Source organism: Blautia sp. 2227st1_G12_2227SCRN_220401 (assembly GCF_039062885.1).
Classification (GTDB): Bacteria; Bacillota; Clostridia; order Lachnospirales; family Lachnospiraceae; genus Blautia_A; species Blautia_A fusiformis.
This window is the reverse complement of sequence record NZ_JBCLNI010000010.1, coordinates 35,152-54,783: the sequence shown is the minus strand read 5'-3', so window position 1 is coordinate 54,783 and position 19,632 is coordinate 35,152. Positions and strand designations below refer to the sequence as shown.

Annotated in this window: 22 protein-coding genes and 1 pseudogene; 3 read left to right on the top strand and 20 right to left on the bottom strand. The window is 45.6% G+C overall.

All coding sequences use genetic code 11. From position 1 onward, the window contains the following. Positions 1-111 precede the first annotated feature (111 nt). The 3 genes from ABCM67_RS07040 to ABCM67_RS07030 are packed head-to-tail and all read left to right on the top strand — an operon-like array spanning position 112 to position 1,825. Complete coding sequence (locus ABCM67_RS07040; RefSeq protein ID WP_059086212.1) at positions 112-645, top strand: sigma-70 family RNA polymerase sigma factor; 534 nt, start codon at positions 112-114, stop codon at positions 643-645. Then, positions 646-1,140 (top strand): hypothetical protein, encoded by a 495-nt coding sequence (locus ABCM67_RS07035; RefSeq protein WP_022427141.1) that lies wholly within the window; start codon positions 646-648, stop codon positions 1,138-1,140. 4 nt (positions 1,141-1,144) lie between these two features. Beyond that, positions 1,145-1,825 carry a hypothetical protein gene (locus ABCM67_RS07030; protein ID WP_147603213.1) on the top strand — a complete coding sequence of 227 codons (681 nt, stop codon included), beginning with the start codon at positions 1,145-1,147 and terminating at the stop codon, positions 1,823-1,825. Positions 1,826-1,885: 60 nt separating this feature from the next. Here the strand turns inward: ABCM67_RS07030 and atpC are convergent, their stop codons facing one another. The 20 genes and pseudogenes from atpC to ABCM67_RS06930 form a co-directional block, all read right to left on the bottom strand. Beyond that, positions 1,886-2,293: an ATP synthase F1 subunit epsilon gene (gene atpC / locus ABCM67_RS07025; RefSeq protein ID WP_015525582.1), complete on the bottom strand. Its 408-nt coding sequence runs from the start codon at positions 2,291-2,293 to the stop codon at positions 1,886-1,888. 9 nt (positions 2,294-2,302) lie between these two features. Next, on the bottom strand, positions 2,303-3,700 hold the full coding sequence (gene atpD / locus ABCM67_RS07020; protein WP_015525581.1) for a F0F1 ATP synthase subunit beta: 1,398 nt from the start codon (positions 3,698-3,700) through the stop codon (positions 2,303-2,305). A 5-nt stretch (positions 3,701-3,705) separates the two neighbouring features. Continuing rightward, a complete protein-coding gene (gene atpG / locus ABCM67_RS07015; RefSeq protein ID WP_022427144.1) occupies positions 3,706-4,596 on the bottom strand; it encodes an ATP synthase F1 subunit gamma in 891 nt (296 codons plus the stop codon). Between the two features lie 8 nt (positions 4,597-4,604). Then, complete coding sequence (gene atpA, locus ABCM67_RS07010) at positions 4,605-6,113, bottom strand: F0F1 ATP synthase subunit alpha (RefSeq protein WP_021652816.1); 1,509 nt, start codon at positions 6,111-6,113, stop codon at positions 4,605-4,607. A gap of 7 nt (positions 6,114-6,120) precedes the next feature. Continuing rightward, the gene (atpH, locus tag ABCM67_RS07005; protein ID WP_015525579.1) at positions 6,121-6,624 is read right to left on the bottom strand and encodes an ATP synthase F1 subunit delta; all 504 of its coding nucleotides are present in this window, start codon (positions 6,622-6,624) and stop codon (positions 6,121-6,123) included. Then, positions 6,605-7,105 carry a F0F1 ATP synthase subunit B gene (gene atpF / locus ABCM67_RS07000; RefSeq protein WP_022427145.1) on the bottom strand — a complete coding sequence of 167 codons (501 nt, stop codon included), beginning with the start codon at positions 7,103-7,105 and terminating at the stop codon, positions 6,605-6,607. The genes atpH and atpF overlap by 20 nt, the downstream gene beginning before the upstream one ends. Before the next feature lie 50 nt (positions 7,106-7,155). Then, entirely contained in the window at positions 7,156-7,374 is a 219-nt protein-coding gene (atpE, locus tag ABCM67_RS06995) for an ATP synthase F0 subunit C (RefSeq protein WP_021652814.1), read from the bottom strand. Positions 7,375-7,437: 63 nt separating this feature from the next. Continuing rightward, the gene (locus ABCM67_RS06990; protein ID WP_084449196.1) at positions 7,438-8,103 is read right to left on the bottom strand and encodes a F0F1 ATP synthase subunit A; all 666 of its coding nucleotides are present in this window, start codon (positions 8,101-8,103) and stop codon (positions 7,438-7,440) included. A gap of 191 nt (positions 8,104-8,294) precedes the next feature. Continuing rightward, entirely contained in the window at positions 8,295-9,275 is a 981-nt protein-coding gene (locus ABCM67_RS06985) for a biotin--[acetyl-CoA-carboxylase] ligase (RefSeq protein ID WP_015525577.1), read from the bottom strand. Between the two features lie 276 nt (positions 9,276-9,551). Further along, positions 9,552-10,538 carry a WYL domain-containing protein gene (locus ABCM67_RS06980; RefSeq protein ID WP_015525576.1) on the bottom strand — a complete coding sequence of 329 codons (987 nt, stop codon included), beginning with the start codon at positions 10,536-10,538 and terminating at the stop codon, positions 9,552-9,554. 18 nt (positions 10,539-10,556) lie between these two features. Beyond that, positions 10,557-10,811 carry a hypothetical protein gene (locus ABCM67_RS06975; RefSeq protein WP_059086214.1) on the bottom strand — a complete coding sequence of 85 codons (255 nt, stop codon included), beginning with the start codon at positions 10,809-10,811 and terminating at the stop codon, positions 10,557-10,559. 254 nt (positions 10,812-11,065) lie between these two features. Next, positions 11,066-11,758 (bottom strand): LrgB family protein, encoded by a 693-nt coding sequence (locus ABCM67_RS06970; RefSeq protein WP_110102746.1) that lies wholly within the window; start codon positions 11,756-11,758, stop codon positions 11,066-11,068. Continuing rightward, positions 11,755-12,117 (bottom strand): CidA/LrgA family protein, encoded by a 363-nt coding sequence (locus tag ABCM67_RS06965; protein WP_015525571.1) that lies wholly within the window; start codon positions 12,115-12,117, stop codon positions 11,755-11,757. Before ABCM67_RS06965 ends, ABCM67_RS06970 begins: the two co-directional genes overlap by 4 nt. A gap of 272 nt (positions 12,118-12,389) precedes the next feature. Next, positions 12,390-12,857 carry a metallophosphoesterase family protein gene (locus tag ABCM67_RS06960; protein ID WP_022427149.1) on the bottom strand — a complete coding sequence of 156 codons (468 nt, stop codon included), beginning with the start codon at positions 12,855-12,857 and terminating at the stop codon, positions 12,390-12,392. A gap of 189 nt (positions 12,858-13,046) precedes the next feature. Beyond that, positions 13,047-14,234: pseudogene (locus tag ABCM67_RS06955) on the bottom strand (endonuclease Q family protein); the annotation flags it as partial. A gap of 188 nt (positions 14,235-14,422) precedes the next feature. Beyond that, positions 14,423-15,763, bottom strand: coding sequence for an MBL fold metallo-hydrolase (locus tag ABCM67_RS06950; protein ID WP_243164923.1), 1,341 nt, complete (start codon positions 15,761-15,763; stop codon positions 14,423-14,425). An 84-nt stretch (positions 15,764-15,847) separates the two neighbouring features. After that, positions 15,848-16,342 carry a GNAT family N-acetyltransferase gene (locus ABCM67_RS06945; protein ID WP_118368486.1) on the bottom strand — a complete coding sequence of 165 codons (495 nt, stop codon included), beginning with the start codon at positions 16,340-16,342 and terminating at the stop codon, positions 15,848-15,850. Between the two features lie 158 nt (positions 16,343-16,500). Continuing rightward, positions 16,501-17,265, bottom strand: a complete 765-nt coding sequence (locus ABCM67_RS06940) for an ABC transporter ATP-binding protein (RefSeq protein ID WP_118368487.1) — start codon at positions 17,263-17,265, stop codon at positions 16,501-16,503. Continuing rightward, on the bottom strand, positions 17,265-18,068 hold the full coding sequence (locus ABCM67_RS06935) for an ABC transporter ATP-binding protein (RefSeq protein ID WP_279030798.1): 804 nt from the start codon (positions 18,066-18,068) through the stop codon (positions 17,265-17,267). Before ABCM67_RS06935 ends, ABCM67_RS06940 begins: the two co-directional genes overlap by 1 nt. 1 nt (position 18,069) lies before the next feature. Next, a complete protein-coding gene (locus ABCM67_RS06930; RefSeq protein WP_342992699.1) occupies positions 18,070-19,626 on the bottom strand; it encodes an ABC transporter substrate-binding protein in 1,557 nt (518 codons plus the stop codon). Positions 19,627-19,632: the final 6 nt, after the last annotated feature.

The window sequence follows — 19,632 nt, the reverse complement described above, 5'->3', positions numbered from 1 at the left end:
AGTATAGACCAAATTTTCTCTCCCCGCTATATAAAAGCGGCATTTATCCAATGATTTACATATTTTTCTATAAAAGCTGAAGGCTTTCCTTCAGATTCCGCGTTATAATAAATGAAGCGGGAAGAGAAGGGAGCTGATTGCATTACACGGGAAGAATATCTGGAATATCTGATACATACATACCAAAACTTAATATTTTCCATTTGTCTGAAATCGGTGGGCAATCCCTTTGACGCCGAGGATCTGACACAGGATGTTTTTCTTTCCGCCTACAAAAATCTCTCCCGTTTTGATGGCACCTACGAAAAAGCCTGGCTCAGCAAGATCGCAGTCAGAAAATGTCTGGATCATCTGAAAGCAGCCGGCAGACGTACCATTCCCACAGAGGACACCTATTTTGAACAGCTCCATGATAAAGAGTTTTCCCCGGAGGAGGCATTTCTGGACAAAGATTTCAAGGATCGGATCCGGCATTTATGTGTAGCGCTGAAAAGCCCCTACAGGGAGGTTGCCCTTGAGCATTTCTGCGAAGAAAAAACCGCCGCAGAAATTGCAAAAGCGCAGAATAAAAATATCAAAACAGTCCAGACGCAGATCTACCGGTCCAGATCTATGCTGAAAGCACTGCTGGAAAGGAGTGATTAGATGCACATACCACAGGATGAATTACAGAAATTCCAGGACGGAACCATGAATACGGATGAAATGATCCATTTTCTGGAGCATATGGAGCAATGTGACTTCTGTCTGGATGAACTTCTTCAGAATGAGGATGCCGCTTCTGAGTATGCTCCATCCTATCTGCAGGATGAAATTCTGAAAAAAGCAGCTTCTCCGGAAGTTCAGGCTTCCAGAAAAATACATGAAACTGCTTATTGGATGAAGCTTCTCTGTGCAGGCTTACGGACTGCCGTAGGCATGGGTGTTGCGCTGATCATGCTTTTTTCTGTATCTCAGACAGATTTTACGGCTCTTCATCCTTCACCGGAAACAAAAGTTAAGATTTCTTCATCCCTTGACATTGGTTCCGGCCTAAACCAGCTTTCCATGCAGGTAGGTTCCCAGCTCAGTGAACATTCTCAGAAGATCAGTAATAATCTGAACGATCTTACGAATAAAATTATAAACGGAGGCAAGTAAATTTATGAAAAAACAAAAACATGGTTTCTGGGTATTTATCTTTTCCCTGATCCCCGGTGCCGGGGAAATGTACATGGGATTTAAAAAACAGGGACTTAGCATTATGCTACTGTTCTGGGGATCGATCGCACTGGCATCCATAACCGGTCTTGGATGGCTGGCCATGTTTCTCCCGGTGATATGGTTCTATAGTTTTTTTAATGTCCATAATCTGAAATCCCTGTCAGAAGAAGAATTCTACTCTGTAGAGGATAATTACATTCTTCACATGGATCAGCTTTCCGGTGATATGGGAAAATTCTTACAAAAGCATCAAAGTGCAGCTGCATGGATCCTGATCCTGTTTGGTATCTGCATCCTGTGGAGTCGTTTCACAAGTCTTTTGTACTTCATTGTACCGACTAATATGGTCGACTATGTATACAATATCTGCAACAGCCTTCCGCAGATCGTCATTGCTGCAGGTATCATTGCTGCAGGTATTTATCTTCTTACTCAGCAGAAAAAGAAACTGAAACAGGAAACCGAAACAAAAGAAGAGCATTACTGGGAACCCTATCGTCCATATCAGCAGCTGACAGAAAAGCCTGTTCATACTTCTGATAACTCCGACAAAGATACAGCATCTGAAGCTTCTTCCATTTCTGATCCGGAAAATACCGATTCTAATTCATCCACAAAATAACAGAGAAAAAAAGATCCACTGTCAGTTTCCTGACAATGGATCTTTTTATATGATTTAAATTTACTGCTTATGTGTTACCTTAAGACGTGTCATCGCTCTCGCAAGTGCCATCTGGTTCATATGATACTCCTGGATGCTCTGTTTCTGACGAAGCTGCTCTTCTGCACGTTCCTTTGCTTCCTGAGCACGGCGGATATCAATCTCGTCCGGACTCTCTACGCTGAGGCAGAACAGCTTGGCACGGTTATTGATCATCTCAACAAATCCGCTGCTCACAGCAAACACATACTCATTACCGTCAGCATCCTCAAAACGCATCTCACCGGGAATGATGGCAGCTACAACATTCGCATGATGGGCAAGAAATCCCTGCTCACCATCCACTGCCGGGATAATAAGCTTCTGAGCACGTCCTGCATAAGCCAGTTTATTGCTGGCATATATTTCCAGGCCAAATGTCTCACTCATAGCTGCTCCTTACTGCCGGTTCTCCTCGGCTTTTGCTTTTGCAATTACATCATCAATGGTTCCAACATTAAAGAATGCGTTCTCCGGATAATCATCCATCTCGCCGTCAATGATCGCCTTAAATCCGCGGATCGTCTCTTTCAGAGGTACATATTTACCTTTGATACCGGTGAAGTTCTCAGCTACATGGAACGGCTGGGAAAGGAACTTCTGGATCTTTCTTGCACGGAATACTGTCTGCTTATCTTCCTCTGAGAGCTCCTCCATACCAAGAATAGCAATGATGTCCTGAAGTTCTTTATATTTCTGAAGGATCTCCTGTACTCTACGTGCAACCTCGTAATGTTCCTCACCAACAATATCTGCCTCCAGGATACGGGAAGTAGACTCAAGCGGATCTACGGCCGGATAAATACCCTGCTCAACGATCTTACGGGAAAGAACGGTTGTTGCATCCAGATGGGCAAATGTTGTTGCCGGAGCCGGGTCAGTTAAGTCATCGGCCGGTACATATACTGCCTGTACAGATGTAACAGAACCTTCCTTGGTAGATGCGATCCTCTCCTGAAGCTCACCCATCTCAGTTGCCAGTGTAGGCTGATATCCTACTGCGGACGGCATACGTCCAAGCAGAGCGGAAACCTCAGATCCTGCCTGTACAAAACGGAAGATATTATCAATGAAAAGAAGTACATCTCTGTGCTCCTGATCACGGAAATACTCTGCCATGGTAAGTCCTGTCTCAGCAACACGCATACGTGCTCCAGGCGGCTCGTTCATCTGTCCGAACACTAAGGCTGTCTTTTCAAGAACACCGGATTCCTTCATCTCTGTCCAAAGGTCATTACCCTCACGGGAACGCTCACCGACACCGGTGAAAATAGAATATCCACCATGCTCGGTAGCGATATTCTGGATCAGCTCCTGGATAAGGACTGTCTTACCAACACCGGCACCACCGAACAGACCGATCTTACCACCTTTTGCATATGGAGCAAGAAGATCGATAACCTTGATACCTGTTTCCAGGATCTCAACTGCCGGTTTCTGCTCCTCAAATGAAGGCGGATCACGATGGATGACCCAATGCTCTTCACCGTCCAGAGAATCACCGCCATCTACGGTATCTCCAAGAACGTTGAACAGACGACCAAGTGTTTTATCTCCAACCGGAACCTTGATACCGCTTCCGGTAGCTGTTACTTCTCTGTCTCGCTGCAGGCCCTCGCTGGCTCCCAGCATGATGCAGCGTACGATATTATTTCCAAGGTGCTGGGACACCTCCATAACGCATCTCTTACCGTTGTTCTCGACTTCAAGGGCATCCTTGATATCCGGAAGCTGTCCGTCTTCAAAAACAACGTCTACAACAGGTCCCATAACCTGTACGATCTTACCTTTATTCATAGTCATCACTTCCTTTTTTGTGCTTTAGCACCGCTGATAACCTCAGTGATCTCCTGGGTGATCGCAGCCTGACGTGCACGATTATACTGAATGGAAAGATCCTTCAGCATCGCCTTCGCACTATCTGTAGAGGACTGCATTGCTGTCATTCTCGCACTGTTCTCACTGGCATATGCCTCTACAAGACATCCATAGATCACACCTGTAAGGTAGTTGGGGATCATAGTATCCAGAAGCACATCTGCAGACGGAGATAACACGATCTCCTCCTGATAAATATCTGCCGGGATCTGACCCACCTTAAAATCAGCCTTTTTCAGCGGTAAAAGCTGCATATTCACATTTTCCATTGCCATCGCATTCAGCATCTGTGTATAGACAATGTGAATTTCATCCAGCTCTCTTTCAAGAAATGCCCGTACGATCTCTTCCGTGATAAGGCGTGCTCTGTGCATAGTCGGCTTCTGCACGGTATAATGAAAACCGCCGTCCATATCCACATCTCTCTTGCCGAAATACTGACGCCCTACCATACCAAGGACATACAGCTTGTGATGTCCCGGTACCTCTTCCATGAAATCTTCTGTCATTTTCTGTACATTATGATTGTATGCACCAGCCATACCTTTATCACCTGTAATGACAATGGTACCTACCTTTCTTTCATCCTTCGGAACAAGATGACGCTCACTGAAGAAAGGATGCTGGATGTCCGGCATATGACGGAGGATCCTGGCAATGGCAGCCTGCATATTATAGAAATATGGTTCCGTGTCCTGCAGGATCTTCTTGGCCTTCTGCATCTTGGAAGAAGAAATCATGTACATCGCATTGGTGATCTTCATGGTGTCCTGAATGCTTTTCATACGAGTCTGTATTTCTTTTGCATTTGCCATATCAACACCTACCTGCTCTTATCTCTGAATTCTTCTGCCGCCTTTACGATTTTCTCTACAAGCTCATCAGAGAGCTGCTTTGTAGTCTCGATCTCTTTGCCGATCTCAGGATATACATTATCAAAGTACTCCAGAAGATCCTTCTGATATTTCTTGATCTCTTTCTTTTCTACATCTACCATCAGCTTGTGAGTCGCAACGCAGAGAGTAATTACCTGCTGATGAAGACTTAACGGGCTGCAGAGCGGCTGTTTCAGAAGCTCCATCAGACAGCTTCCGTATTTCAGCTGTGCAGTTGTAGCCTCATCCAGATCTGAACTGAACTGGGTGAACACTTCCATCTCTCTGTACTGTGCCAGGTCGATACGTACACTACCGGAAGCTTTCTTCATAGCCTTGGTCTGTGCAGCACCACCAACACGGGATACGGAAAGACCAACATTGACTGCCGGACGCATACCTGAGAAGAACAGATCACTTTCCAGGAAGATCTGACCATCTGTGATGGAAATTACGTTTGTAGGAATGTATGCAGATACATCACCGGCCTGTGTCTCGATGATCGGAAGTGCCGTAATGGATCCGCCGCCTGCCTCTTCACTCAGACGGCTGGAACGCTCCAGAAGTCTGGAATGAAGATAGAATACGTCACCAGGATATGCCTCACGTCCCGGAGAACGCTCAAGCAGAAGTGACAATGCACGATATGCCACTGCATGCTTGGAAAGATCATCATATACGATCAGTACGTCTTTACCCTGATACATGAAATACTCTGCAAGAGCAGTACCAGCATAAGGAGCAATATACTGAAGCGGTGCACAGTCGCTGGCTGTTGCGGAGAATACGGTTGTATACTCCATTGCACCGTATTTTTCAAGATTGGAAACTACCTTTGCAACGGTAGAAGCTTTCTGTCCAATGGCAACATAGATACAGATCACATCCTTACCTTTCTGGTTGATGATCGTATCGGTTGCGATGGATGTTTTACCTGTCTGTCTGTCGCCGATGATCAGCTCTCGCTGTCCACGGCCGATCGGGAACATGGAATCAATGGAAAGGATTCCTGTTTCCAGAGGTACAGTTACAGACTTACGGTCGATGATTCCAGGAGCCGGGTTCTCGATCGGGCGATATTCCTCTGCCTGGATCTCTCCCTTTCCATCAATAGGCTCACCAAGTGCGTTCACGATTCTTCCGATAAATTTATCCCCTACCGGAATACCTGCCTGCTTGCCAGTTCTGGCAACCTTGGTGCCTTCCTTGATTCCTGTATCCTTTCCGAAAAGAATACATCCCATGCTGTTGGCACGGACATCCTGTACCATACCTTTCAGACCATTCTCGAAGGTCACGACCTCACCGTACATGGCATGATCGATGCCATAAACAGTTGCGATACCATCTCCCACGGAGATGACAGTGCCTACTTCCTGGTCCTTGCTGATTTCGTCATAGTTCTTTATTTCTTCCTTGAGAATCGAAATGATTTCATCTGGATTTATTGCACCCAATTCAATTTCACCTCCGGGTTAATTTCTGTTTCAGTTTCTTATAACGTCCGATGAGGCTCCAGTCGTACTCACGATCTCCTGCCCTGAGAACAAATCCACCTACAAGGCTTTTATCCTCTGTAAGGGTAAGTTCCACTTCTCTGGCAGAAAACTGGCTACGGAGAAACTCCTTCATCTTATTTTCCTGCTCTTCGGCAGGACGTGTTACATAAAGAAGCTCTGCCTTGAGAATTCCTTTCTGTTCCCGGCTGTAAGCATCATAAGCTTCAAGGATCTCTCCGATTCTGTCAATCTTCTGATACTTACACGTTACTTTAAGAAAACTCTTCATTTCCTGCGGAAAAACCCGCTCTATTACCTGTTCTTTTTCTTTGAGGGAAACAAGTGGATTTTCAAGCATCTTACCTATCTCAGGTGTATTCTTAAAAATCCTTCCTGTTTCGCAGATTGCCTCCCCCGGGACAGAAAGACCGTATAATGCTTTTGCATAATTAATGGACGTCTCTGTCATGAGGATCACCTGCTCCTTCTAAAAACTGGTCATATAGGGACATATCCTGTGCTTCGTCGTTCTTTTTTCCCATGATTCTGGATGCTGCATCCATTGCCAGCTCAGCCACTTTGCCTTCCATCGCTTTCATAGCAGCTTCCTGCTCAGTGCTGATATCTCTTCTTGCTTTCTCAAGAATCTGACCAGCCTGATCATTAGCTCTCTTCACGATGCTGTCTGCCTGTACTTTTGCCTCGTCCTTAGCCTGCTCTACAATACTGAAGGATTCCTCCTTCGCAGATTTCAGTGCATCCTCATACTGTCCTTTCAGCTGGTTTGCTTCAGTAGTTGTCTTCTCTGCTGAAGCAAACTGCTCATCGATCATAGCTTTTCTCTTCTCCATAACACCAATGATCGGGCCGAAAAGGAACTTCTTCATTAAAAGATAAAGAACGATCAGGTTTATAATAGTAAAGACAAGGTTGATATCAATTTTAATCACCTGGTCCACCTGCCTCTCTTAATCCTGAATTAGTATCTCGTCTTTACCTATTAGCCAAGCATGATGATGATCAGAAGACCGATTACGAAACCGTAAATAGCTGTTGCCTCTGCAAGAGCACATCCAAGAAGAAGTGCTTTACTGATCTTGCTCTCTGCCTCTGGCTGTCTTGCGATAGCTTCTACTGCTTTAGATGTTGCAAGACCGATACCAATACCTGCTCCAATACCTGTAAGAACTGCGATAGCTGCACCAATTGCGATTAACATAGTTTTTTCCTCCTGTAAAATACAATTTTTTTCATTTTTAGATCAAGCGGATCTTCCGCTTCACTACTCAATTGCTTCCTTAATGAACAAGGATGTTAAGAATACAAATACATACGCCTGTATGAATCCGTCGAAGAAATCAAAATACAGGCTGAATGGTATGGGAAGAATGGCCGGACAAACAAACTCCAGCAGCTTCATAACTACGAAGCTTCCCAGAACATTACCGAACAACCGCATGCAGAGAGATGTAGGTCTGATCGCTATTTCCAGAATGTTGATCGGAAGCATGATCGGAACCGGCTCCGCAAAGCTTTTCAGGAAACCCTTCAGTCCCCTTTTATGAAAGCCTGCATACTCGATCAGAATAATGCTCATCAGCGCCAGCGCAATGGTAACATTCATGTCCTTCGTTGGTGGTGTAAAACCAAATACGCCTGCGATATTGGCTATTCCGATGTAAATTACGGTTGACATCAAATAAGGCACATACTGTTTGCCTTCTTCTCCAAGGATACCCATGAAGAAATCCTGAAGAAAACTTACCCCGGTCTCCAGAAGCAGCTGCTTCTTACCCGGATTTTCCACACTGAGATTCCGAACTAAGATCAGAGACAGAATCACAAGAACCGCCATGATGACCCATGTGACTACCACGCATTCTGCAATTGGTATTCCACCAAACGCCGGAATGGTAAAGGCTGTCTTACTGTTTAGTTCTTCTGCCAGTGTACTTGATAAATCTCCCGTTTTTCTCCCTCCTTTTCTCTTGGCGCTGATCGTATCTTTTTATAATTGGTATGACCACGCCTTGTAGTTGACTTTATTTTACTCCGCATTTCCAGAATGTCAATATTATTTTTGCCTGTTTTGCACAAAAAAGAATCTGTTTTTTATACAAAATATACAATTCATTTCAATTAACCTTGATCCGACTTCCTGCGTACAGATACTTCTCCATAAGAAAGCAGGGTTTCTGAACCATCCTGTTCTCTCACAAGAAGCCTTCCATCTGGTGCTATGGATTCTGCATAAGCTTCCCTTGTACACTGTCCGTCTGTGATCACGATCATGTTTCCAGGAATGATATTATTTTCTGTATATTCTCTGGAAAGTCCCGGAGTCTCCACTTCCATGAGAAGCTGATTGACGATCTCCGCCACAAGAATACTGCAGTTTATATGCTCTGCGTCATTCCTGTTTTCAAATAATGCTCCAGCCGTTTCCTGTATATCTTCAGGAAACCCATCTTCCGGCATATACAGATTCAAACCAATTCCTACAACTGCAAACTCAATGTTCCCGCTTTCAAAGTCTGTAACAGCCTCTGTCAGTATCCCACACACTTTCTTATTATGAAAATACAGATCATTGACCCATTTGATCCCAAGGTCGATCCCGCAGATTTTCTTCACTGCACGGCACACTGCAGTTGCCGCCGCTGTAGTGATCAGGAGTCCTTCCTTCAGAGTTCGGTCAGGTCTTAGAACGATACTCATATAAAGTCCTGCATTTTCAGGAGAATAAAAACTTCGGCCTCTTCGGCCTCTTCCGCTTTTCTGTCTGCGCGCCAGTATCAGTGCACCATGACCTGCTTCTCCTGAAAATGCAGCCTCCTTGGCTGCCCGGTTTGTAGAATCCAGTTCTCTGTATATTTTTACAGGGACATCCGGATGATCGAGGTAAAGCCGTATTCCTTCTTCCGATAAACGGCTGCCTCCTCGAAGCACATAGCCTTTGTTTGGTCCAGCTTCTATGGTATATCCCTCTTCACGAAGGGATTTCACAGCTTTCCAGATGGCTGCCCGTGTGCAGTTTAGTTCTGCTGCTGCCGCCTCTCCGGATATCAGTTCATTCTCGTGCTGCTCCAGAAGCTTCAGCATTCTTGCTTTTACAGTCATATCTTCACCGTCCGTAATCTGCCTGAAATGGCAAAATTTATTCCCTCCTAAGAGTCGAAAGCATTATAGCACTTAAGCATCGCGATGTCTATTATCTTTTTTATATATGCTATCTATATTATTTTTATATTTCAGATGCAGCTATTATATGATTTTTCTCATTTTTGTCTGTTTTCATTTATTTTTTTATATATTATTTCTGTTGAAAACCTGCAGACTCAGGAGCGAATTTTCCTGAATCTTTATTATATACAGATTTTCTTTATCATATATTTATCATTTGTAATTAGAAAGACTTTTCTCAAGAAATTCCCGGTACTTATCGCGAACCTCATCCGGTGACGCGATCACCGCATCCGGGCCAAGACTGGCTATCCAGCCAAAGAACTGGTCACTGATATTTACACGAACCAGTGTTTTGAAATGTTCAGGATCCTTCCTGTGTATCATAATATCTCTGCCAAACCGATCCAGCACCACCCCGACCAAGCGGTTATGTGCTTCCAGACATATGGTTACTTCTCTGCCGCCAAACATCCCGAAGGTCCTGGATGTCAGCTCCCCTATATCATAATTCTCAAAAAATTCTCTGCCGCGTCGCACCTCCTTCTCTATACGGATCTGCTGGAGCTTATCTACCTGATACTGCTTAACCCTTCCACACTTCTCGTCGTAAGTGATCAGATAATATTCCTCATTCTGCCATACAAGTCCCCAGGGACTGACCGAATATCGTTCTCCCTCATTCTCCGGACGCAGCTTCTTCTCCACAGTCCATTCACAATATTGAAAAGAAATCTGCCTGTCCTCAGTTAATGCACGCTGGATCATATCAATACTGTAATACACATTCTCGTTTATAGTCCGGATACGGTTCTCTGCAAATCCCTGTCGCCGCAGCTGTCTGGACTCATAAACACTGGCAAGGCTCTCCAGCTTCCTGATCAGCTGTCGGGATTTCCCATTGGTGATACATCTGGAGGACTGTACTGCATCCACCAGAAGTCTCAGCTCCGGAAGCTCAAATTCCCGACTGGCAAGATAAAAACCGGCCGGGTGCTCCCGCCGGTTCAGGATATCCATTCCAAAATTCCGCAGGGTTTCAATATCATCATAGACAGTCTTACGCTCTGCACTGATCCCCAGACTATTCAGATAGGCGATCAGCTCCTTCACAGACATCGGATGCTCTTCGTCCGTCTGCTCCAGAAAAATGCGCATCAGATATAAAATTTTAATCTTCTGGTTAAAGACCCTTGGCATCCTTTCTCCTCCGTTCTGCTACTTGTCTGTCAGTGATGCTACCACTGCAAAATATAATACCATGAATGACAATACAACAGCAACGATATCTGCTCCGCGGAAATCAAAATTAAACAGCATCGCCCCGCCAAGCATGATCTCCATTGTAAGAAGTGCGCCCAGTACCATTGCCATTCCTGAGGAAAGCTTCTGTCTGCCGCAATGTCCGTTCTCAGCTTCCACATATCTTCCTTCTGCCAATACTGCCTTCCTGCTGCTCTCTGTATTCCACATAAGATCCATCCTCCCTGTCCTATGTTCGTCTCACGATTTATCGAACATATTTTCCAAACATATTTTCTGTATGTTTGCATTATAGCTCATTTTTAGTCCAATAAAACGGTACAAATATGGTTTTTCCGAACATTTGTTTATTTTATACAAAAATATGTTCGTCTTTAAGATCCACAAAAAAAGCCTGCCGTAAACGACAGACTTGTAAAATGTAACACTTTGAAAGGGCATTTGAAATCCTATGATATCTGCTTTTACATCATTCCCGCAAACACAGACGCACCTATAACCGTAAGCAATCCGGCTACGGCAATGGCAAGGCTGCTCATGGCTCCTTCTACCGGGCCAAGCTCCATGGCTTTGGCTGTTCCGATAGCATGGGCAGATGTTCCAAGTCCAAGACCTCTTGCAATCGGCTCCTCGATCTTTGCGATCTTGTAGACAACCTCTGCGATCATATTTCCCAGAACTCCTGTGATGATGATCACAGCAACGGTGATGGTCACGATACCGCCAAGCTCCTCGGAAACACCCATTCCGATAGCAGTTGTGATAGACTTCGGAAGCATGGTGACATATTCCTGATGATCAAAGCCAAACAATTTCGCCATAAGCAGAATGCTGCAAAGCCCGGCCAGCGTTCCGGAAAAGATCCCGGCAGCCACTGCCTTGAGATTTTTTTTCAGCAGATGGATCTGCTCATAAAGGGGCACTGCCAGACAGACTGTTGCCGGGGTCAGCAGATAGCTGATATATTTTCCACCTTCATTATAATCATCATAATCAATATGGAAGATCAAAAGAACACCAATAACACAGATGATCGAGATCAAAAGCGGATTAAAGATCGCCATTTTAAACTTCTTTTTCAGGATCAGACCGATCTCATAGGCGATCAGACTTATCATTGCTCCGAAAAATGCGGAGTTTTTTATGAATTCCATCATTTTTCAGTTCCTCTCTTTCCCATACGGATCACTCCCTGTGTTACTTTTCCTGTTACGACCATTACGATCACCGTGCTGATAAACGTCATGATGAGAACCGGTACACAGATCGGTTTCAGAGTACTCCAGGCTGTGATCAGTCCCGCACCAGCCGGCACAAACATCACCGGCATGATCTCAACCAGAAAATCTGCCGCACCTTTGACCTGATCCAGCTTCAGAATACCTGTGAGCAAAGCCACCAGCATAATGATCAATCCATAGACACTGGCCGGTACCGGAAGTGGAAGAAAGGTTTTCAGTAATTCTCCAATGACGGAAATCAACAGGATGATGCTGAACTGTTGCACATGCTTCATGTTGCATCCCTCCTGATTCATGTAAAGCGCATATTCACATTTTGCTTTACTGCATACTCATGAACGCAGCTGCGTTCAAAGTCTGCGCTCAAACGAATTTTTCAAAAGTGGTAAGACCACTTTTGTTTTAAACGTTTTTTTATTATACGCTACAAATCCAAAATTACAAGGATTGTATCCAATAAAATACAAAAAATCCTTTTATGCATCAGCGTATTCCAGTAATCTACAGAAACAGCTCTGCATAAAAGGATCTATAAACAGGGTTATGATCATTTCCTGGAATTTTCCGCCAAAATGATTTTTTCCACCTGATATTTGCCATCCTCCACAGTCATCACCGCCATGGTAACCTCTCCGCCAAAGCGGCTTCTTCCACAGCTTCCCGGATTCAGCCACAGTCTGCCATCGATCATCTTCTCAAAATATTTGTGAGTATGCCCGAAGATGACCACCTGTGTGTCCCCCAGCTCCCACGCAACGTCTTTTTTGTTATGAACCATAAAAAATTTTACGCCGCCAATGGTAAAGCTTAGACTGGTGCGGAGATTTTCCGCCCAGTCTTTATCATTATTTCCACGGACCACATAGAGATTCCCCATGGAACGCAGTACATCCAGGATCTCATCTTTATTGACATCTCCGGCATGAAGAATGTATTTGCAGTCTTTTAAGATTTCCAGTACCTCCGGCCGCAAAAGACCGTGAGTGTCTGATATAATGCCGATTTTTTCTTTCATGATCTCTATCCTGCTCCAATCCTTTATCATTATCGCCTTTTACCTTTTGCAGCTCACGCTATGACCGGCAATACTCTTCACAATACATAAATATTTAACAGCTGCTTCTTTTCACACCATTTCAGAAATTTTCTTAATTGGATCAAGCCGATATTCGCAATCCCGCAGAGGACTTACCTGCTTCGCTTAAAACAATTCTATTTTTCCATATTCTCCGTCAGATCCCGGTTTCCGCAACACTTCTCCTGCACGGAGCCGCCGGATGCCTTCCGCCAGAACTTCTCCGCCGGCTTTTCGGATATCTTCCGGCGGAACCTCTCTCAATATGGTAAATTCTGCACCTAGTTTCTCAAGCAGAGCCTCGTACTGTCCCTGAACTTTTTTGCTTGCCGTGGAAAATCCCACGCAGGCGGAGATCACCTCTGGCAGCGGCATCAGGCTTTCATATGGGCGGCCGCTTTCCGGCATGGCCGCTGAACTCTCGTCACGGTCAGATAACTGCAGGATCCGGTGATCCACACCCATGGTCAGTTTCTTTCCGCACACCGGACAGATACCATTATACTTTTCTGCCTCTCTCGGGCTCAGGCAGACGCCGCATTTCCGGTGTCCGTCATAATGATACTTTCCCTCTTCCGGAAAAAATTCGATGGTGCCCGTAAGTCCTTCTCCCTTCTGCACCGCATTCCACAAGCCCCGGTAGGAAAGCTCAATATCCAGAAGATCTGCTTCCCGTCCAAGTTTTGACGGGGAATGTGCATCAGAGTGTGATACCAGCTGATATCCATCCAGCGCCGAAATCTGCCAGTTCATCACTGGATCTGAGGACAGTCCGGTTTCCAGTGCATGAATGTACGGAGTCAGATCCTCAAAGCACTCTTCTATGGTATCAAAACCGGACTTTGCCCCAAACAGGGAAAAATGTGGCGTCCAGATATGCGCCGGAATATACATGCCTTCCTCACTGACTTCCAGCATGATCTCCAGAAGATCATGACAGGGCAGGCCAAGGATAGGACGTCCGTCTGAATGGATATTTCCGATCTTTTCCAGCCTTGCGGCAAAAGCATCTGCCTCATTGAATCCCGGAAGCAGGATCAAGCTGTGCACCTTCCTGGTTTTTCCGCCTTTTTTATAGATGGAACTGATCTCACCGGACAATACAAATCTGGGTGCTTTTTCAGGATAGCGTGACGCCTCCGGCAAAACATATTCATCTTTCAGCCGGAACAGTCCCTGTTCTGCAGGGATCAGCTTCGCCTTCAACTCCTGCCGCCAGATGGGATGTGTCATATCTCCGGTTCCAAGGAGTGTAATCCCTTTTTTCCGCGCCCAGAGATCCAGCATCTCCGGCGTGCCATCTTTGCTGGTTGCCATGGAATATCTGGAATGTATGTGCAGGTCTGCGATCTGTTTCAAAACTTTTCCTCCTGTATCTCTTTTCCTCTGTCCACATGTACATCCTGTCTTTTTAACAAAAACGCAGACAAAGAAATTACCGTCTTCTTTGTCTGCATGAATGACCGGATCGTATATAACTCAACAGAAATCCATCTGTAACATGATCAGATATCTTTATAATACGATGGTGATATCACATCATACTCCCTGCAGGAGCATCCGTTCTCATAGCTGTCACAGCAGTCACAGTTGGAACAATACATATGCGCGTCATTAATATAAAATAAACCGCCATACTGCATGGAAGTGCGCTGATTCTTGGATTTCTTCTTGCTGTTGTCGTAGTAGGCTCCGTTGGGGATCATCATATTCTCCGGGGAGAAGCTGCTGAAATCAAAGAAATGGGATTCCGTACCATGATGTGGTACCTTGATACACCAGTAATGCTCATGAAGCGGAATCCTCCCATCATAGTTTTCTGCGATCATCCTCATGTACTGTGGCTGTACATCTCCGGTAAACAGAAGATTCAGCTCTCCGTCGCCAGTATTCTGAAATGCCAGACTGATCTTGTGGCGGAACTGACGCAGAAAATGCCCCTGTTTTTCCGCACTTTCCAGAAGTGCCTGAAATTCTTCGGTTGCCTGTAATTCACGGAATTTCTTTTCCAGCTTTTCCGGTTTAAGGCGACGTGCTCTCTCTTTTTCGGCTTCTTCCGGAACCTCTGCTGTATCCTCAGCTGCTGCGCCTGTATCTTCCATTATAAGCTCCAGCTTCTCCTGCGTATATCCTTCGTTTTCCCCACCAGGCTCTGTCTGTCCTGTCAAAGAGCGCTCGGATTCCTCTGTATCCTCTTCCACCAAAGATGCCTCAGACAGTGGAGCAGATTTCTGCTCTGCTTCCGGCATCTCCTCTGTCATGGACAGGAACAGCTGACGTACCTCCTCCGCAATGTTCACAAGCTCGGTCATTGCATTTTCATGATTCTCGATCAGGGAATTAAATACGCCCTCCGTTTCCCGGCTGACTTCCCTGAGATCCGGCCAGAGCGCTGTATATTTTCCCTCAAACTCTGAGCCTCTGGATAAAAGGTCGATCTTTACCCTTCTGGCGCAAAGAGCTTCTGCAAGGGCAAAAAGGCTGACACGTCTTCCGGGAAGGCTGGCCTTTTTTGTCACATCCGCAAGGAGCAGAAGCGCCAGTGTGTATTTCATTTCCGGACTGGAAAATACATCCGGAAGATAGATCTTTTCAAATTCGTAGGCATCTCTTCGGTAACGCATCATATAAAGCAATCCGGAAACATGGTCCGGATGAAAATGTGTCAGAAGCAGATTTTTTTTGCGGATAGTGGTAAGATCTGAGATGATCACATCAAAAACCTCTCTCCGTGGCCGCCCTTCGATCTTGCTGTTGGCTGCCCCGAAATCCACAAGCAGGCTGCTTTTTCTGTCACGGATACAGAAACAGTCTCCGAACCCCACATTGTACATTCGTATTCTCATTTATTTTTCCTCTGGTTTCTTATTCAGCTGACCTTTGTTTTTGCAGCTGACTCTTCTTTTTTCTTCTGTTACTGTCTTCATTTCTCAGAACCAGATCTGCATATCATACCAGGTTGCTCCGCCATGACAGGAATCTGCCACACCCAGCTTCTTCAGTCCGTGGCTCTCATAGAATGGGATCATATGCTCCTTGCAGGTAAGGATCAGAGCTTTTTTTCCGCGCTCTTTCGCAAGCTCCTTGAAATATTCCACAAGCTCTCCGGCGATCCCCTGATGACGGTATTCCGGGATCACATTCAGTCCGAATACCGTCTGGATGTCCCCGTCCTTTCTGTGAAGCGTGATATCATGATAAAATTCATCCGGGAGTACTGGTTTATCTGTGGTTCCTCCGTTGATAAAGCCTACGATCTGCTCATCCTTTACTGCTACAACGAAATTCTCCGGGAATGCTCCCATACGCTTCACAACTTCCTCATGACTTGCTGCCTCCGCAGGTGGAAAACAGATTGCCTCGATCTCTGCCAGACGATCCGCCTCACCGGGATCTGCCAGTCTGATCTGTAAATTTTCTGCCATTTTTCGTGGTCTCCTCTATATTTATTCCGTTTTCATCCGGTTTCGATTCTTTTTTAATTATATCGGGTGAGGGAAAATGCGTCAACGTGTAACCTGCAAAAAAGCCCTCAGTCTTCACACTACTGAGGGCTTCGTTCTTTTGTTTTTATCTGTCATTATCACAGCACTGACCGGATCAGCTGCTCCGTATACTCTGTCTTCGGATGCTCAATGATCTCTTCCGGTGTCCCTTCCTCTTCCACATGTCCGTCATGCATCACGATCACCCGGTCGCAGAACAGCTGGACAAGGGCCAGGTCATGGCAGATAAAAAGAAAGGACAGCTGGTTTTCTTTTTTTAACTTCTGAAGCAGCTCCATGATCTGTTTCTGCACAGTCACATCCAGGGCGCTGGTTGCTTCATCACAGATCAGCACTCTGGGTTCCACAGCCAAAGCTCTGGCAATAGCCGCTCTCTGGCACTCTCCTCCGCTGACCTGATGGGGATACCGATCTGCATATTCCGGAGTCAGTCCGCAGGTAAGCAGAAGCTTTTCCACACGGTTCCTGGTTTCCTTCTTACTTATCCCCATATTCCGGAGACTTTCCCCGATTCCGTCCCCAAGAGTGCATCTGGGGTCAAAGGATTCTGCCGGTGTCTGAAAAATCATCTGCATTTCCCGGTAGATTTCCCGGAGATTTTTTCCCCTTGCATGTGTGATATCCTTTTCCATGAGAAAAATCTCTCCGGCGGTGGGTTCTGTCAGATGTGTGATCATCTTCGCCACAGTGCTTTTTCCTGAGCCGGATTCCCCTACGATTCCTAATACTTCCCCCGTTTTCAGAGAAAAGCTTATGTCTTCTACAGCCGTGAAGGATTTTTTACCGGTGGTGAAGCTTTTTTTCAAATGATGTACTTCCAGAATGTTTTTATTTTCTGTCATCATCTGCCTCCATTTCCGGTACCTGTACGTTTCAGACGAGGTACCGAACTCATAAGCTCTTTTGTATAGGGATCCTCCGGATCTGTCAGAACCTGAGCTGTTTTTCCGTATTCCCTCACCTTTCCGTTTTTCAGTACCAGAACCTTATCTGCCATTTTTTCCACCACACCAATGTTGTGTGTGACAACGATCATGGCTGTTCCGTATTCCTCACGCATCAGCAGCATTTCCTCAACTACCTGTTTCTGTATGGTTACATCCAGGGCACTGGTAGGCTCATCTGCCAGAAGAAGCGATGGATTCTGCAGCATGGAAATACAGATTCCCACACGCTGATTCATGCCGCCGGACAATTCAAAGGGATAGCTTTGCAAAACACGTTCCCCATCCTTGAGGCCAATCTTAGCCATCATCCGGACGGCACGCTCCGCACATTCCTTACGGCTGATCCTTTCATGCTCCCGCATACTCTCATAGATCTGATCGCCTACGGTGCGGATGGGACAAAGGGCTGCCCCTGAATCCTGAAAGACCATGGCGATCTCAGGACCCAGAAGTCTGCGTAATTCTTTTTCCGGCATATCCACCACATTTTTTCCTTTGTACCAGATATCCCCTTCTGTCACCATGCCTTCATTTCCCAGAAGTCCCATGATTGCCTTGATGATGGTACTTTTTCCGCTTCCGGATTCGCCTACCACCCCCAGGATCTCCCCTTTATTCAGTTCCAGATCCACATCATGTACAACCGGCTCTCCGTTGTAGCAGATCGTCACATGCTCAAGCTTCAACAATGATTCCATCTTATTTCACTTCCAGATCTGCCGTGATCTCGTAATAATCACATGGGTGAGCAGTCAGCCCTGATACATTTGACTTTGACACAAGTCCCATATTCAAATGAGAAACAAAGAAATACGCATCATCATCCAGAATGGTCTGCTGTGCTTCCACAGCAAGCTTGCCTCTCTCATCTGTATCGAAGGTCTCATGCAGCTTTGCTACGATATCATCCAGATCCGAATTGCTGTATTTGCCATAATTTTTGGCTGCGTCAGATACAACTGTACTTGTGAAGAAATATTCCGGATCACCGGTAGGTGCAGTTGTAAGCGAGCTTACATATACATCAAATTCTCCGTTCTTCGCATACGTCGCATGATCTGCTGTATTGTTAACATTGACCTCAATTCCGATGTCCTTTAAAGTGGACTGTGCATATTCTGCAAGCTTAGGCTGTTCCAGACGGGTTGGATAGGTCAGCCATGTGATGGACAGCTTCTTTCCGTCCTTATCTGCATAGCCATCTCCATCCGTATCTGTCCATCCGGATTCTTCCAGAAGCTTTTTCGCCTCTTCCGGATCATAGGACGGTGCCTTTACTGCATCGTTTCCATAGGAAAAGCTGCTTGGGAAGGCTCCCACTGCCGGAACACCTCGTCCCTCCATGATCACACTGCAGAAGCCGTCCTTATCGATTCCCATCTCAATGGCTTTTCTCACATTCTGATCCTGCATCAGTTCAGACTTCATATTAAACTGTCCGAAGAAGCATCGGCTTGTTGCTACAGAGCTGATCTGATAGTCCGGATTTCCGTCAAAAAGCGCATAGTTATCATACTGAAGTCCATAGGTTCCCTGTATATCGCCTGTCTGTAATGCTGCTGTCAGGGCACTTCCGTCTGAGAAGGATTTTACGATAACGTTGTCTACCTTTACATCTCCGCCCCAGTAATCCTCATTTTTTACCAGCTTAATCTCTGTTGGAGATACCTCTGTTGCAACATAAGGGCCTGTTCCTGCCACATTTGCAGAGCCGCCCTCTCCCTGTACGCCATAATCCATATCAATGATAGCACCATACGGATCACCGAGGTAATTGATCAGTGCCGGACATGGTTCGGAAGTATGGATCGTTACTGTCATTCCATCTGCTTCGATCTTATCGATCTTCATATCGTAAGGTGCACGGTCATGGTTTGCGATCAGATCATCCAGGCATTCCTTTACCGCTTCTCCATCCATGGTCCTTCCGCTGGAAAATTTCACACCGTCACGAAGGGTGATCTTTACTGTATTATCGTCTGTAAATTCATAGTCTGTAGCAAGCCATGGCTCTATCTCCATGTTGTCATTGTACTTAAACAGTGTTTCTCCTACGCCATAACGAAGACAGCTCCATCCGGAATAATTGTCGTGAGGGTTTAATCCTGCATCTCCCATTTCTTCACTGTATCCAGTGGTTCCGTAAATAAAGGTAGTTCCTTCACTCTTTTCTTTGCTTTTTGCTGCTGCCGAAACGCCTGTCATGCTCATGACCATTGCCGCTGCAAGCACTGCTGCCAGAATCTTTTTCTTCATAATCTC

Excerpts from the sequence above, each read along its gene's own strand:
- atpC (WP_015525582.1), bottom strand. The coding sequence starts at position 2,293 with ATGAGTGAGACATTTGGCCTGGAAATATATGCCAGCAATAAACTGGCT.
- ABCM67_RS06960 (WP_022427149.1), bottom strand. The coding sequence starts at position 12,857 with ATGAAAGAAAAAATCGGCATTATATCAGACACTCACGGTCTTTTGCGG.
- ABCM67_RS06965 (WP_015525571.1), bottom strand. The coding sequence starts at position 12,117 with ATGAAGCATGTGCAACAGTTCAGCATCATCCTGTTGATTTCCGTCATT.
- ABCM67_RS07035 (WP_022427141.1), top strand. The coding sequence starts at position 646 with ATGCACATACCACAGGATGAATTACAGAAATTCCAGGACGGAACCATG.
- atpG (WP_022427144.1), bottom strand. The coding sequence starts at position 4,596 with ATGGCAAATGCAAAAGAAATACAGACTCGTATGAAAAGCATTCAGGAC.
- atpH (WP_015525579.1), bottom strand. The coding sequence starts at position 6,624 with ATGACAGAGACGTCCATTAATTATGCAAAAGCATTATACGGTCTTTCT.
- ABCM67_RS06975 (WP_059086214.1), bottom strand. The coding sequence starts at position 10,811 with ATGTGGAATACAGAGAGCAGCAGGAAGGCAGTATTGGCAGAAGGAAGA.
- ABCM67_RS07030 (WP_147603213.1), top strand. The coding sequence starts at position 1,145 with ATGAAAAAACAAAAACATGGTTTCTGGGTATTTATCTTTTCCCTGATC.
- ABCM67_RS06935 (WP_279030798.1), bottom strand. The coding sequence starts at position 18,068 with ATGGAATCATTGTTGAAGCTTGAGCATGTGACGATCTGCTACAACGGA.
- atpD (WP_015525581.1), bottom strand. The coding sequence starts at position 3,700 with ATGAATAAAGGTAAGATCGTACAGGTTATGGGACCTGTTGTAGACGTT.
- ABCM67_RS06945 (WP_118368486.1), bottom strand. The coding sequence starts at position 16,342 with ATGGCAGAAAATTTACAGATCAGACTGGCAGATCCCGGTGAGGCGGAT.
- ABCM67_RS06930 (WP_342992699.1), bottom strand. The coding sequence starts at position 19,626 with ATGAAGAAAAAGATTCTGGCAGCAGTGCTTGCAGCGGCAATGGTCATG.
- ABCM67_RS07040 (WP_059086212.1), top strand. The coding sequence starts at position 112 with ATGAAGCGGGAAGAGAAGGGAGCTGATTGCATTACACGGGAAGAATAT.
- ABCM67_RS06970 (WP_110102746.1), bottom strand. The coding sequence starts at position 11,758 with ATGATGGAATTCATAAAAAACTCCGCATTTTTCGGAGCAATGATAAGT.
- atpE (WP_021652814.1), bottom strand. The coding sequence starts at position 7,374 with ATGTTAATCGCAATTGGTGCAGCTATCGCAGTTCTTACAGGTATTGGA.
- ABCM67_RS06980 (WP_015525576.1), bottom strand. The coding sequence starts at position 10,538 with ATGCCAAGGGTCTTTAACCAGAAGATTAAAATTTTATATCTGATGCGC.
- ABCM67_RS06940 (WP_118368487.1), bottom strand. The coding sequence starts at position 17,265 with ATGACAGAAAATAAAAACATTCTGGAAGTACATCATTTGAAAAAAAGC.
- ABCM67_RS06985 (WP_015525577.1), bottom strand. The coding sequence starts at position 9,275 with ATGACTGTAAAAGCAAGAATGCTGAAGCTTCTGGAGCAGCACGAGAAT.
- ABCM67_RS06950 (WP_243164923.1), bottom strand. The coding sequence starts at position 15,763 with ATGAGAATACGAATGTACAATGTGGGGTTCGGAGACTGTTTCTGTATC.